This window comes from Pseudoalteromonas sp. SR45-6, from assembly GCF_014163545.1.
GTDB lineage: Bacteria > Pseudomonadota > Gammaproteobacteria > Enterobacterales > Alteromonadaceae > Pseudoalteromonas > Pseudoalteromonas rhizosphaerae.
In genome coordinates this window covers 18,765-33,762 of record NZ_JACJDM010000012.1, presented here as the reverse complement: position 1 = coordinate 33,762, position 14,998 = coordinate 18,765, and the positions used below count along the sequence as shown (strand labels likewise).

The following is a 14,998-nucleotide window of genomic DNA, read 5'->3' as shown; positions in this document are numbered from 1 at the left end:
TCGCTTCCTTGTTATGCCAGCATTAAAGCAAATCTTATGCGCAAATAGCAAGTTTCCTGTGTTGCGATGGTCTAAGCGAAGGGATATAAACTGTAGTAGAAAAATAAACTAACATAATTTCTATAATTTCCTTAACTTTAGCGGTAACTTAGACAATACTGTATCTATAAGAAATAAACATTCCATGGTTTGGATGTATTAAAAAATCAATACAAAAGGATGGCACATTTATGTCAACAGAAAACGCACTACTGACCATTTTGGTTGATCGTATTAATAATGACACGTTAGTTTTACCAACCTTGCCTGAGGTTGCGGTTCGTGTACGTCAAGCTGCCGATAATCCAGATGTAAATTTAGCGCAAATGGCTGATGTGATCTCTCATGATCCGGCATTAGCAGCACGGATGATAAAAGTCGCAAATAGTGCTTTTATGGGGCGCACAGTTAAAGTTTCTAATATAAATCAAGCGGTAACGAGAATTGGTCTGCGTCAGATCAAAAATATCGCAACAGCAATGGCGATGGAGCAACTATTTGTTTCAAATAATGAGCTGATCAAAGGTTATATGGATAAGGCATGGCAGAAAACTTTAAAAGTAGCATGTCACTCAATTACTGTGATGGAGTTTTTCCTTAAGAAAAACAAGCAGACCTCATTGAATCGTGACACCATTACACTCGCATCATTGGTTTATAACATTGGTGTATTGCCTATTTTGACGGAAGCGGAACGTCACCCAGAAGTATTTGCCAATCCAAGCTTTTTAGCGCATGCGATTCAAAAGCTTAGCGGTAAAGTAGGGGGAGCCATCATGCGCGCTTGGGAGTTTACTGATGAATTTGTTGAAGTAGCAGAAAGCTGGGCCAATCCTAACTATCGTCCAGAACATATTAGCTATGCTGATTTCATTCGTATCGGTGCGATTATGGAAGGTATTTTACAAGTTTCAGATAAGTCAGCGGCATTACAAACTTACATTGATAAAGGTGTGATCCCATCACTGGATATTTTCTCAAGTGATGAATACAACGATATGCTTGATGATGTGAAATCAGTATTTAATTAAGCTAAGTCGTCAGTTAAAAAAAGCGCCAATAGGGCGCTTTTTTAGTATTTAAAACTTAGTCAAAATTTAGGCTAAATCTTCAACGTCACCTAAACCAGCCGTAAGTTCTTCTAGCATTAGCTTAATTTCTTCAGAAGCGAGAATAAAGTCAGCATCAAGTTTGACTAACATATCTTCTTTAGGGATGTCGGCGTTTTCTTCTTTTAATGTTTCAGAGTAGCTTAAGCGCTTAATAGAGCCATCATTTTGCAGCATGAACTTCAGGCGCTCTTGCCAATCTAGTGCAAGTTTAGTTACGCGTTTACCGCTTTCAAGGTGCGATTTAACTTCATCACAAGCTAAATCATGGCCTTTAAGCTTAACTTGAGCACCGCTATCGTCTGCTTCTTCAAGCTCTGCGTCAGAGCCTATAGCAAAGCCTTCAGGTGTACTGAAGTTAGTTAACCAGTCCGTTAAAAACACATCTAAATCATAGTTTGCAAATGCAGGAACTACCGGCAATGTACCCAATGATTTGCGCAGTAGTGCCAGTAACTCTTCTGCTTTATTAAAACTACCACTGTTAACGACTACCCAGCCATTTTCTTGGTCAATAAAGGCAAACTGTAAACTCGACTTTTTAAAGGCTTGCGGTAATAAGCTATGGAGGATATTTTCTTTGAGCTCGTCTTTTTCTTTTTTCTTAACAGGGCGATTTTCTTCGGCTTCGATAAGTTCTATTTTTTCAGCAACCATGTCGTTGATAACGGATGCAGGAAGTACTTTTTCTTCACGTTTAGCACAAACCAAAATACTCTTTTGTGAGAAATGAGAAAGGGTATCACCATGTTTACCAAAGGCTTTGGTCCAGCCAAATGTACTTAAATCTTGACTACCGCAAGGGCGAAATAAATCTTGCTCTAAGGCTTTCTCAAAGTCTTCTTGGGTGTACGACACGTCTTGCTTAAAGCGGTAACAAATAAGGTTACTAAACCACATAGGGAGATTGATCCATTCGGTAAATTTGCCCAATCATAACAATAAAAAGCTGATGCGCAAATGACTGATTGGCCAAACGTTTAGCAATTAAGCAAAGTGTTAGGCAAACAGTCTCGGCGCATTAGTTATTAAATATAGACAAAGGTTTTGGCATGTCTTTAGGGAAACTAATATGATAATGCAAGCCGTTCCCCGGTGAGCTTGTCGCATCGATTTCGCCGCTCAAGGTTTGCTTAACCAAATTGAAAGTAATGTGTGTGCCCAGACCACTGCCGCCTTGATCGCGTTTAGTCGTAAAAAATGGGTCAAATAGTTTTTCAAGTTGCTGTTCGGTAACGCCATTACCATTATCTTTAAAGTCGATAATTACTTGGTCATCTTCATCTTTAATAGCAATGTCTATAATGCCATTGCTGACACCATCAAAGCCGTGGATCAATGAATTCATAATCAAGTTGGTAAATATTTGACTGATAGCACCAGCAGGTAGATTTAAGGTTAAGTCTACCGGGCAATCTAAATTTATATGATGGCTGGTATTTTTTATCTTAGGGTGTAACGAACGAATAATTTCACCAAGGTATTCTTTTAGGTTGATTGTGCGCACGGCTTCACTGGCTTGATCAACCGCAATTTGCTTAAAGCTGGCAACCAGCTCTGAAGCACGGTCTAGGTTAGTGGTTAATAGGCTAGTACTTTGTTTGGCATCATTGATAAACTCTTCAAGTGCTTTAGGCGAGAGTGTTTTATCTTTGTAAGCATTTTCAATTTGTATTAGGCGCTCTTGCAAAAAGGATGAGGCTGTAACTCCAATACCGACCGGGGTATTTATATCGTGGGTAATACCGGCGACTAAACCACCTAAAGCAGCCATTTTTTCTGAGCTGACTAAACGCTCTTGCGCCATATTGAGTTCATCAACATAGCGTTGCATTTCAGTTTGTTTGGTGAGCAGCTCTTGTTCAGTATGGCGACGCAAATCAACTTCTTCGGTGAGCGTTAGTTTTTGTTTTTCCAACTCGTATTTTTGTTGCTGTAAATCCATCATAGCTTGACTTAAATTTGATGTTTTACGTGCCACTTCTTGTTCAAGTTGTAGATTTTGCTGATCGAGCTTTTCGTTACTTATTATTAATGCTTTTTGAGTTTGTTCAAGCTCTTTGCGGTATTGCACAACTTTATCGATCAACTTATTGAATGATTGCTCCATTACTTTTAATTCGTTGTGCTCAGTTGTTTCAATTTCGATATGTTGACCTTCGAGGTCATCTAATTGAAGATCTTCAATTTGCTCTGTTAGTTGTGCTAGAGGTTCTGTGAGTAGTTTTCTAAATGCCATTAAGAATAAGATGATTAAAAATGTAGTTTTGATCATCGCATTGCCAATTAAAAAATAAATTGAGATCATAATGCGACTAAATACCACTTCTCGGCTCGAAAATAGCGTGACATCACCAACTTGGGTGGCGCGGCCAGAAAATTCAAAGATCAATGGAAAGGTATAACCGAATAAGCCAGATGGAGTATCTTCGATAATGGCTTCTTCTTGTACTAATTGTTGGCTGTATAGCTCGCGAATATCGAGTGAGCGACCTAATTGTGAGATTATTTCGCCGCTATCGTCACGCACAATAATACCTTCAATCATTGGAATTGCTAATAAGCCTTCTGCTGTGGTGATGGTTTGTTTAGTGTTTAGCTCCCAAATAGCACGGGTTAAACTACGACTAAATGTTTTTTGTAAGGTCGTCAGTTCGTCACGTATATAATCTTTCGTGTTTACATATTCTGCAATAACTTGCCCGCACGTGACTACAAAAGTTAATAAAAAGTAGACGGATAACACGCTGGTAAGTAGCTTTTTTGATAGGCTTTTTTGTAGCATCGGTGGCCTATAGCTCCTTTATTTTTTTCACAAAGCTTAATTAATACCCTAGCAACGAGTACACTCAGTACTAAAGTTAGCTAATAAATGTTTAAAAATAAATAAAATAATCTTATTTAACAGTACAAACATTGTTAATTTTCTTTTTTCAGCAAAAACTTAAGCTTATCGCTGTTAAATTTTTGTGTTATAAAATCACAACAGTATTATAACATTATTATTTACTGAGTGATTTGTTGTCTACTCAGTAATCTATTATACGTATTTTAGTTGTCTATATTATGAATTTTTCCGTACTGGTGTGTGATGATTCAACAGTAGCACGCAAACAAGTTATACGCTGTTTAAATGAGTGTATCGCAGCAGATATTATGCAAGCAAAAAATGGCCGTGAAGCGTTGGAGTTAATGCATATACATAACTTCGATTTACTGTGTCTTGACTTAACTATGCCCGAAGTCGATGGAGTACAAGTTCTTGAGAGTATTAAAGCACAAAAGATTGAATGCTTTGTGCTGGTTATCTCGGCAGATATTCAACTTGAAATGAAACAACGTGTCGCTAAGTTGGGAGCTATAGCCTTCGTTGATAAGCCGATAGATAAAACAAGATTAAATGAAATACTGCATAAATTCGGCATTCATTAGATTTCTTTATAATCAAAAAGCATAATTTATCTTTTTATTTGGGGTTGACAGAATAGGCCTGTTTAAGGCAGTCTAAGGGTTATGAAAACAAATAATCACGCATTGACCATTATTATTACAACCACCATTCTTACTGGATAGTGGCATAGGTCGGTGCAACAAATTTAAAGGCCTGTGTTCACAACGAACACAGGCCTTTTTTCGTTTTATGGGATGAGGAAACATAAAAAATGCGAGTATTAAAATTTGGTGGGTCGTCACTTGCTGACTTTGCCTGCCTACAACAGGTAGCACAGTTAGTTAAAGCACAATTAAAAGACGAAATGTTATTGGTGCTATCCGCTCCAGGTGGCATGACCGATTCATTGGTTGCACTGGCAAGCGCTGCTGAACAAGGACTTGATTATGATACACAGTGGCACGCATTAATTGAGCGTTGCCAAAGCTTAAAAGCAGCCGTAGAAGCTGAATATGGTAGTGTTCAAAACTGGCCTGATTTAAACGAACTGCAAAATAAGCTAGCGGGTGTCAAACTCATCCAATGTTGTCCAGATCAAGTGCGTGCTTATGTTATTAGTTTTGGTGAGCGCATCAGTGTATCACTGATGCAGTGTTTATTAAGCTCACATAACGCCCACTACCTCGAAGCAACCGATTGCATTGTATCAACTAATGGTCATATTGATGCGGAAGCTGATCTAGTGGCGAGTAAAATTCGTTTTCAAACGGCTTTAAAAGCTAATCCTGCGACTATTTATATTATGCCTGGCTTTACAGCTAGCAACGAACAAGGCCAGCTAACTACACTGGGACGTAATGGCTCAGATTATTCAGCCGCAATTGCAGCAGCGTGTTTAGAAGCGCAAGTATGTCAAATTTGGACTGACGTTGATGGTGTGTACAGTGCTGATCCGCGTTATATCAAAAAAGCCACTAAAGTTGATTTTTTATCATATAAAGAAGCGATGGAGCTTTCTTACTTTGGTGCCAAAGTTCTCCATCCTAAAACAATTCTACCGTGCGCTAAAGCTGGCGTGCCGTGTGAAATTAAAAATACCCATAATCCGGATGCACAAGGATCACTGATCAGTAATGATAATGTGTCATCGGAGCCGGTAAAAGCGTTATCTAGTTTACAAAATCTTGCGATGCTAACGGTTTCAGGCCCCGGCATGAAAGGTAAAGTAGGCATGGCATCAAAAGTTTTTAATGCCCTTGCTCACGATAATGTTTCGATTGTACTGATCACTCAATCGTCATGTGAATTTAGCATCAGCTTCTGTGTCCATGAATCAGATTTGCCATTGGCTCTTGAGGCATTGCAAACTGCGTTTGAGCTTGAATCACAGGCGGGACTAATTGAACCTGTACAGGTGCAGCGTAATTTAGCAATCGTTACTTTAGTGGGTGATAATATGCGCGCTCATAAAGGCTTAGCTGCTAAATTTTTCGCATCACTCGCCCAAGCACAAGTTAACATTGTCGCTATTGCCCAGGATTCAACTGAAAGTGCAATTTCAGCAGTGATTGACGGCGAGCTGTGTAATGATGCTGTAAAAGTGTGTCACGAAAATTTCTTCACTCATATCCCATCAATTGATGTATTTTTATTAGGCTGTGGTTTAGTTGGCCAAGAACTTATTAAGCAGTTAGAGCGTCAGCAAGCATGGCTTGAAAAACGTAATATCAAACTAAACTTATATGGTGTTGCTAATTCACGTCAATTACATCTTGATAGCGAAGGAATTGCTTTTGACGATTGGCAGCAAAAGTTGGCAGCATCAGAACAACCGTTTGACCTCAAACTGGTTGAACAATTTGTTAGGCAAAATCATTTAATCAATCCAGTGCTGGTTGATTGTACGTCTTCAGATGCTTTAGCGGCTCAGTATGTAGACTTTTTGAATGCCGGTTTCCACGTTGTGGCTGCAAATAAAAAAGCCAATACAAGTTCATATGCTTATTACCAAGATTTAATTACAGCAACGCAAAAAAATAATCGTAAGTTTTTATACGAAACAAATGTCGGTGCAGGTCTTCCAGTAATCGATAACTTACAGTCACTGTTTGGTGCTGGCGATGAGTTACTTGAATTTAGCGGAATTTTATCCGGTTCATTGTCATATATGTTTGGCGCATTGCAAGATGGTTTATCACTGTCTGAGGCAACCATTAAAGCAAAAGAGAGTGGTTTTACTGAGCCAGATCCACGTGATGATTTATCGGGCACTGATGTCGCGCGTAAGTTATTAATTATTGCCCGCGAAGCAGGTATGAAATTAGAGTTGAGCGATATCGAAGTTGAATCAGTGCTTCCTTCGGGCTTTGCCCAAGGTGATAACGTTGACGAATTTATGGCTAAATTGCCAAGTTTAGATGCTGCGTTTAATGACCGTATTCAAAGTGCCGCAAGTGAAGGCAAAGTGTTGCGTTATGTCGGTACTATCAAACAAGGCCACTGCAAAGTAGGTATTGAAGCGGTAGATGAAAAGCATGCTCTGGCTGTTATTCGTGATGGCGAAAATGCCTTAGCAATTTTGAGTGCATACTATCAACCACGTCCATTTGTTATTCGTGGTTATGGTGCCGGCTCAGCAGTGACTGCGGCCGGGGTATTTGCTGACATCTTAAAAACGTTATCGCGCTAGGAGAGTATAATGATCGAAGTATATGCTCCAGCCTCAATCGGTAATTTTGCAGTTGGTTTTGATGCCTTAGGTGCTGCGCTTGCTCCTATTGATGGCACGTTATTAGGTGATGTTGTTGCGGTAAGTCCTAGCGAGCTTGACGAATTTATATGCTCTGGCGATTACGCAGATAAACTACCAAGCGATGCCAGTGAAAATTTAGCGTATCAGTGTTTAGTGCATTTTCGTGAACATGTAGCGCCAACCATGCCAAGCGTTAAACTGGAATTAAAAAAGAACTTACCAATTGGCTCGGGTCTTGGTTCAAGTGCTTGCTCTGTAGTAGCCACATTTGCGGCGCTGGATCAGTTTGCAGGTACTGCACTGAGCCAAGTGCAGTTAATTGAATTAATGGCTGATTTTGAAGCGATTGTCAGTGGCGGTCGTCATTACGACAATATCACTCCGTGTTACTTGGGTGGTTTGCAGCTTACTGGTGATTTAATTCCAAATAAATCAATTGCTTTACCGGTTGATGAGCGTTGGTATTACGTAGCGGCTTTTCCTGGTTTTTCACTTAATACCGCTAAAGCGCGTTCAGTGTTACCAAAACAGCTAAGTATGCATGCGAGCGTTGAATTTGCGCAGCGCTTATCAGCGTTTAGTACTTTATTGTTAACTAGCCGATTTGATGAAGCACTCTCCATCATGAGTGATGAAATAGCGGAGCCGCATCGTGCGCCACTGATCAACGGTTTTAGTGAAGCTAAAGCGGCGCTGCCAGAGTTTGGTGCTGAGATTGTCAGTATCTCAGGTGCTGGTCCTACATTATTTACCGTGTGCAAAACGCTTGAAGCTGCACAGCAATGCGCACAGTGGCTTGAACAAAACTATATTAATGAGCAAGGCTTCTGCCACATTTGTAAACTCGATAACGCCGGCACGCGTCAGCTATAAGAATTTAAGGAACTAATAATGCAATTACATAATTTAAAAGATGATTCTCAAAAAGTGTCGTTTGTTGAAGCGGTTAAAACAGGTTTAGGACGTAATCAAGGAGTATTTTTCCCTGAATCGCTCGCGCCTTTAGCTGATGTTGATAGTTTACTCGATATGGACTTTGTTACTCGTAGCAGTAAGATTTTATCGCATTTGATTGGTGATGAATTACCTGCTGATACGGTTGCACAAATGGTGCAAAATGCCTTTAACTTTCCTGTTAAATTAGTTGAAGTTGAAGACAATATTTATTGTTTAGAGTTGTTCCATGGGCCAACGCTTGCATTCAAAGACTTTGGCGGTCGCTTTATGGCTGAGTGCTTGGCACAATTTAGCCAAGGTGAAAAAACCACAATACTCACAGCAACCTCAGGGGACACTGGGGCAGCTGTTGCGCATGCGTTCTATAACAAGCCAAATATTGATGTGGTTATCCTGTTTCCAAAAGGTAAAATCTCATTAGCACAGCAAAAATTGTTTACTACTTTGGGTAATAATATCCATTGCTACGCTGTAGATGGTAGCTTTGATGATTGCCAAGCGATGGTTAAAAATGCCTTTTTAGATGATGAAGTTAAATCTCGCTTAGGTTTAAATTCAGCTAATTCTATCAATATAAGTCGCCTTGTTGCACAAGTATGTTATTACTTTGAAGCAATAGCGCAATTACCAAAAGAGCAGCGCTCCAAAGCACATATCTCAATACCTAGTGGTAACTTTGGTAATGTATGTGCGGCGATGATCGGTGCGGTGATTGGTTTACCGGTCGCTAAACTTAGCGCTACAACCAATCAAAATGACACTGTACCGCGCTTTATCCTTGATAAAAACTGGGCGCCTAATGCCACAATCGAGTCATTGTCTAATGCCATGGATGTGAGTAAACCTAATAATTGGCCACGTGTACAAACCATGCTTGATAACAAATGGTTTAGTTATGATGATTTTTATTCAACTAGTGTTGATGAAAATGATACCCAAGCAGTGATGAAAAAAATTCATCAAACAGGCTATGTTGCAGAACCACATACAGCGATTGCTTATCAGGGCCTAAAAGCTAACTTAGCAACTGATTCTGCTGGTATTTTTCTGGCAACAGCGCATCCGGCTAAGTTTAAAGAAAGTGTTGAAGAGATTTTAAATATTGAACTTGAAATGCCAAAACCACTAGCTGATGCATTAGCTAAACCATGCTTAGCCGAAGATATCGCAGATGATTACGATATCCTGCGTGAAATATTATTAGCTAAACTAGGTTAGTTTTTACCCGCTCAGTAAAACTAAAAATAAACGGCATATGTGAAAGCAATGTCGTTTTTTATTGCTTTAAATTGTACTTAATAGCAGTAATGGAAAATTAAACTATTGAACGTGAACGGCGGTTTAGAACTCGTAAACAAAAAATTAAAATGGCTATAAGGCAGATCATAATCCCTGCAAGTATAACTAATTCATTCGCTACCCAATGGATTAGGAGTAATCCGCACATAAATAAAATAAATGGTTTAAATTCATAATAATAAAAGTGTTTGTTAACTTTAATGCGATTTACTTTATGATCTTTACGCCGTGAATTTGAGCGTAATCGCCAAATGTTGGCACCATTGAAGAATAAAAAAATACCAATGGCTGTTGGTAAAACAGTGCTGAAAAGTAAAATGCAAAGTCCGCCAACAATGACATAACAATAAGGAATTGATTCGTAGATAGGTTTAGCTAGCATAGTAAATTAGTTCATCATCCATGATTACATTGGTATCATAATAGTGTAAACAATCGCGAATGCAACAGATTAAGGTATAAATAATGTAAATGTTATTTGCTTTTATTCATTAAAATTTCTGATGCTTTAATAAAAAAATATCATTACAAAAACACTGTGAATTAAATTCAATCCCTGTTTTAATATGTTCATCTTTACACCATAGGCAAATTGACGTTTTCAGCGTATAATTCAGCCTTCAAAATACCATACACGTTGCCCTAGGAGCCCCCATGTTAGAACGTAGCATGAATATTTCGGATTTCGATCCAGAGTTATTTGAAGCAATCACTAAAGAGACTGCTCGCCAAGAAGAACACATCGAGCTTATCGCATCTGAGAACTACTGTAGCCCACGCGTACTAGAAGCGCAGGGTTCACAGCTAACAAACAAATATGCTGAAGGTTATCCGGGCAAGCGTTACTACGGTGGTTGTGAGCATGTTGACGTGGTTGAACAACTAGCGATTGACCGTGCAAACGAATTGTTTGGCTCAGATTATGCTAACGTTCAGCCTCACGCAGGTTCACAAGCAAATGCTGCTGTGTTCTTAGCTTTATTAGATGCTGGCGATACAGTGTTAGGTATGAGCTTAGCTCATGGTGGTCACTTAACGCATGGTTCACATGTAAGCTTCTCTGGTAAGCTTTATAACGCAATCCAATACGGACTTGACGAAGCGACTGGCGAGATTGATTACGCACAAGTTGAAGCACTTGCACTTGAGCACAAACCAAAAATGATCATCGGTGGTTTCTCAGCATACTCAGGTATTGTTGATTGGGCTAAATTCCGTGAAATCGCTGACAAAGTAGGCGCTTACTTGTTTGTTGATATGGCTCACGTTGCAGGCCTTATTGCTGCTGGTGTTTACCCAAGCCCAGTACCACATGCACATGTTGTTACTACAACTACGCATAAGACATTAGCCGGCCCACGTGGTGGTTTGATTATTTCTGCTTGTGGCGACGAAGCTATTTATAAAAAGCTTAACAGTGCAGTATTCCCTGGTGGCCAAGGTGGTCCTTTATGTCACATTATCGCTGCCAAAGCAGTGGCATTTAAAGAAGCACTACAACCAGAGTTTAAAGTATACCAAACTCAAGTTGTGAAAAATGCTAAAGCTATGGTTGCAGTAATGCAAGAGCGCGGTTATAAGATCGTATCTGATAAAACAGAAAACCACTTGTTCTTACTTGATCTAATTGATAAAGACATCACTGGTAAAGACGCAGATGCGGCTTTAGGTAATGCTAATATCACCGTAAATAAAAACTCAGTACCAAATGACCCACGTTCACCGTTTGTAACGTCTGGTTTACGTATTGGTTCACCGGCAATCACACGCCGTGGTTTTAAAGAAGCTGAGTCTAAAGAGCTTGCTGGCTGGATCTGTGACGTACTAGACAACATCAACGATGAGTCAGTACAAGCACAAGTAAAAGAGAAAGTTAAAGCAATCTGTAAAAAATTACCTGTTTACGCTTAATTGAGTTACAAACAGTAATTTAGATCACAATAGCCTAGTTTTTTGCTATTATAAAGGCCGCCTAAAAGCGGCCTTTTTTGTTTTTAACGGAAGCTGATACCTATGCATTGTCCATTTTGCACCGCAAAAGATACCAAAGTGATTGACTCGCGTTTAGTGGGAGGTGGCCACCAAGTAAGGCGACGCCGTGAATGCAATGAATGTCATGAACGCTTTACTACCTTTGAAGGCGCAGAACTTGTAATGCCTCGGGTGATCAAACAAGACGGTAGCCGTGAACCTTTCAATGAAGATAAACTCCTTAATGGTCTACACCGTGCATTAGAAAAACGCCCCGTCAGTACCGAGCAAGTTGATGAAGTGGTCAATATTATTAAATCGCAATTACGTGCCACCGGCGAGCGTGAGATTTCCAGTCACCTGATTGGCGAATGCATTATGGAAGCGCTGAAAAAACTCGATAAAGTCGCTTACGTCAGATTTGCATCGGTATACCGTTCATTCGAAGATATTCGTGAATTTGGTGAAGAAATTGCCCGTTTGGGAGAGTGATATGAACCAATATCAGTTTAGCGAACAAGATTTCTCTTATATGACCCGAGCGATTGAGCTTGCCAAACAAGGATGCTTTACTACCACCCCAAACCCAAACGTTGGCTGTGTATTAGTAAAAAATGACGTTATTGTTGGTGAAGGTTTTCATCAAGTTGCCGGCCAAGGCCATGCTGAAGTGAATGCATTAGCAATGGCGGGTAGCCAAGCCTTTGGTGCAACTGCTTATGTCACGCTTGAACCTTGTAGCCATTTTGGTCGCACACCGCCGTGTGCCGAAGGTTTAAAAGCTGCTGGCGTGGTAAAAGTAATTGCTGCTATGGTTGATCCAAACCCGCAGGTGGCCAGTAAAGGTTTAGCTATTTTAGCGGACGCGGGCATTGAGGTTGCGTCAGGTTTGTTAGAACAACAAGCAAGGCTGTTAAACCGTGGCTTTTTAAAGCGCATGGAGCAAGGTATGCCATTTATTACCTGCAAAATGGCCGCAAGCCTTGATGGTAAAACGGCACTTAAAAACGGTCAAAGTAAGTGGATAACTGGCCCTAAGGCTCGCCAAGATGTGCAACTACAGCGCGCACAAAGCTGCGCTATTTTAACCGGCGCGGACACAGTATTAGTTGATAATGCAAAACTCAATGTTCGTGTTGATGAGCTGCCAGAGCCGTTACCAACGCAATTACCTGTACGCCAACCTGTACGTATTATTATTGATTCACAAAATCGTTTAACACCTGAGCTAGCATTATTTAGCATTGCCAGTGAAGTAATTATTCTTACCACTGAACTTGATAAATCACAGCAATGGCCTCATTACGTAAGCCATATTGTAGTACCAGAAAAAAATAATAAAGTTGATTTAGTGGCTGCCATGAAACTTCTAGCGCAGCAACAGTTTAATCATATTTGGTTAGAGGCAGGGGCAACCTTAGCGGGCCAAATGACTGAATGTAATTTAATTGATGAATATATTGTTTATCTGGCGCCGAAGTTGTTAGGGAATGACGGCAAAAGCTTACTAAACTTTACAGAGCTGACAAGTATGCAAGACGTTGTTAATTTATCAATTAATGAGTGTGTGTGTATCGGTGACGATATTCGTATCACGGCGACACCACGCAAAGCCTCATCTAAACCAAATAATTAAAGAGTAACCACTATGTTTACTGGGATCATCGAAGCGACGGGCACTATTAGCGAGTTACAACAAAAGCAAGGCGATTTAGCTATCCGCATTAAAAGTAATAACCTTGATATGGCCGATGTAAATTTAGGCGATAGCATTGCAACTAATGGGGTTTGCTTAACGGTTGTGGCCAAGCACAGTGATGGATTTAGCGCTGACTTATCAAATGAGACGATCAGTTTAACGGGATTTGCTCACTATAAACAAGGGCAAACTGTAAACCTTGAGAAAGCCATGCAGCCAGTATCTCGTTTAGGTGGCCACTTAGTTTCAGGGCATGTTGATGGCATCGCGACTATTACCGCAATTACGCCTAATGCGCGTGCCGTTGAGTACTGGTTAAGCACCGATGTAGAACTAATGAAATATATTCCTTATAAAGGCTCGGTATGCATTGATGGTATTAGCCTAACAGTAAATGCAGTAGCAGATAATAAATTTAAACTGACAATTGTGCCGCACACTAGTGAGCAAACAACTATTGCTGATTTTAAAGTAGGCACGCAAGTGAACTTAGAAGTAGATCAAATCGCGCGTTATTTAGAGCGTTTGATCAAAGGGGCAGAGCAGCCAGCTAGTTCAGATATTTCGATGAGTTTACTCGCCCAAGCCGGTTTTATTAAATAAACGCACTCCACAACTTACACGAGCAGATTATGAATTTACACAGCGCACAAGAAATTATTGATGACATTAAAGCCGGTAAAATGGTTATTTTAATGGATGATGAAGACAGAGAAAATGAAGGCGATTTAATTATCGCAGCCGAGCACATTAGTGCTGAAGCGATCAATTTTATGGCCACTCATGGTCGCGGCTTAATTTGCCTAACAATGACTCAAGAGCGCTGTGAGCAACTTGATTTACCATTAATGGTAAAAAACAATGGTGCGGCATTTTCGACTAACTTTACGATGTCGATTGAAGCATCGAAAGGTGTGACTACGGGAATTTCTGCTGCAGATCGCGCTCGTACTGTGCAAGCTGCGATTGCCAAAGGTGCTGTACCAAGTGATATCGTTCAACCTGGGCATATCTTTCCTATTATGGCACAACCAGGTGGCGTATTAACGCGTGCCGGTCACACTGAAGCCGGTTGTGATTTAGCCCGCTTAGCCGGTTTAGAGCCTTCATCAGTAATTGTGGAAATTCTTAATGCTGATGGCACCATGGCGCGTCGTCCTGATTTAGAAGTATTTGCTGAGCAACATAATATCAAAATTGGCACTATTGCTGATTTAATTGAATACCGTAACATGAATGAAACCACTATTGAGCAAGTGGCAAAATGTAAGTTGCCAACCGTACATGGTGAGTTTGACTTAGTTACTTATAAAGATACCATTGACGGCCAGTTACATTATGCGCTGTTAAATGGTGAGGTTAAAACGAATGAACCAACCTTAGTACGGGTTCATTTAAAAAGTACCTTCAATGATATTTTGTTATCTGATCGCAGTGCCGATAGAAGCTGGGGCTTGTCAGATGCCATGGCTTATATTGCAAAGCATCAAGGTGTGTTAGTTATTCTAGGTAAGCAAGAATGCACCGAAGAACTAGAAGCGACAGTCAAAGCGTTTGCTGCAGAAGATGCTGGTGAGACGGTAGCGCATCGTAAATTCCAAGGTACTTCACGCACCGTAGGCGTAGGGTCACAAATTTTAGCTGACTTGGGCATTGAAAAAATGCGTTTGATGAGCTTACCTAAAAAGTACCATGCGTTATCGGGCTTTCACTTAGAAGTGGTTGACTACGTAGAGCCACAATAAGCACAACGCTTAAACTAGGCTATTATTTTATTTATA

12 protein-coding genes are annotated in these 14,998 nt (G+C 40.2%); 10 read left to right on the top strand and 2 right to left on the bottom strand.

Features of this window, described 5'->3' with window-relative positions; translation table 11 throughout:
• The first annotated feature begins 230 nt into the window (after nt 1-230).
• Nucleotides 231-1,070 (top strand): HDOD domain-containing protein, encoded by an 840-nt coding sequence (locus H5158_RS07820; RefSeq protein ID WP_182739784.1) that lies wholly within the window; start codon nt 231-233, stop codon nt 1,068-1,070.
• Between the two features lie 66 nt (nt 1,071-1,136).
• Here the strand turns inward: H5158_RS07820 and rdgC are convergent, their stop codons facing one another.
• Together rdgC and H5158_RS07810 are read right to left on the bottom strand one after the other, a co-directional pair.
• On the bottom strand, nt 1,137-2,048 hold the full coding sequence (gene rdgC, locus H5158_RS07815; RefSeq protein ID WP_145241151.1) for a recombination-associated protein RdgC: 912 nt from the start codon (nt 2,046-2,048) through the stop codon (nt 1,137-1,139).
• Nucleotides 2,049-2,169: 121 nt separating this feature from the next.
• Nucleotides 2,170-3,933, bottom strand: coding sequence for a HAMP domain-containing sensor histidine kinase (locus tag H5158_RS07810; protein WP_182718311.1), 1,764 nt, complete (start codon nt 3,931-3,933; stop codon nt 2,170-2,172).
• Between the two features lie 281 nt (nt 3,934-4,214).
• Between H5158_RS07810 and H5158_RS07805 the strand changes: the two genes are divergently transcribed.
• The 9 genes from H5158_RS07805 (at nt 4,215) to ribBA (ending at nt 14,962) form a co-directional block, all read left to right on the top strand.
• Nucleotides 4,215-4,580 (top strand): response regulator, encoded by a 366-nt coding sequence (locus H5158_RS07805; RefSeq protein WP_179959161.1) that lies wholly within the window; start codon nt 4,215-4,217, stop codon nt 4,578-4,580.
• Between the two features lie 230 nt (nt 4,581-4,810).
• A complete protein-coding gene (gene thrA, locus H5158_RS07800; RefSeq protein WP_182739783.1) occupies nt 4,811-7,228 on the top strand; it encodes a bifunctional aspartate kinase/homoserine dehydrogenase I in 2,418 nt (805 codons plus the stop codon).
• A gap of 9 nt (nt 7,229-7,237) precedes the next feature.
• Nucleotides 7,238-8,164 (top strand): homoserine kinase, encoded by a 927-nt coding sequence (thrB, locus tag H5158_RS07795; protein WP_182718313.1) that lies wholly within the window; start codon nt 7,238-7,240, stop codon nt 8,162-8,164.
• 18 nt (nt 8,165-8,182) lie between these two features.
• The gene (thrC, locus tag H5158_RS07790; RefSeq protein WP_182739782.1) at nt 8,183-9,466 is read left to right on the top strand and encodes a threonine synthase; all 1,284 of its coding nucleotides are present in this window, start codon (nt 8,183-8,185) and stop codon (nt 9,464-9,466) included.
• Between the two features lie 735 nt (nt 9,467-10,201).
• Complete coding sequence (gene glyA, locus H5158_RS07785; RefSeq protein ID WP_145241140.1) at nt 10,202-11,458, top strand: serine hydroxymethyltransferase; 1,257 nt, start codon at nt 10,202-10,204, stop codon at nt 11,456-11,458.
• Nucleotides 11,459-11,560: 102 nt separating this feature from the next.
• Nucleotides 11,561-12,010, top strand: coding sequence for a transcriptional regulator NrdR (gene nrdR / locus H5158_RS07780; RefSeq protein WP_016708083.1), 450 nt, complete (start codon nt 11,561-11,563; stop codon nt 12,008-12,010).
• 1 nt (nt 12,011) lies between these two features.
• A complete protein-coding gene (ribD, locus tag H5158_RS07775; RefSeq protein WP_182739781.1) occupies nt 12,012-13,154 on the top strand; it encodes a bifunctional diaminohydroxyphosphoribosylaminopyrimidine deaminase/5-amino-6-(5-phosphoribosylamino)uracil reductase RibD in 1,143 nt (380 codons plus the stop codon).
• A gap of 12 nt (nt 13,155-13,166) precedes the next feature.
• The gene (locus tag H5158_RS07770) at nt 13,167-13,820 is read left to right on the top strand and encodes a riboflavin synthase (RefSeq protein ID WP_182718316.1); all 654 of its coding nucleotides are present in this window, start codon (nt 13,167-13,169) and stop codon (nt 13,818-13,820) included.
• Between the two features lie 29 nt (nt 13,821-13,849).
• Nucleotides 13,850-14,962, top strand: a complete 1,113-nt coding sequence (ribBA, locus tag H5158_RS07765) for a bifunctional 3,4-dihydroxy-2-butanone-4-phosphate synthase/GTP cyclohydrolase II (protein ID WP_145241135.1) — start codon at nt 13,850-13,852, stop codon at nt 14,960-14,962.
• Nucleotides 14,963-14,998 lie beyond the last annotated feature (36 nt).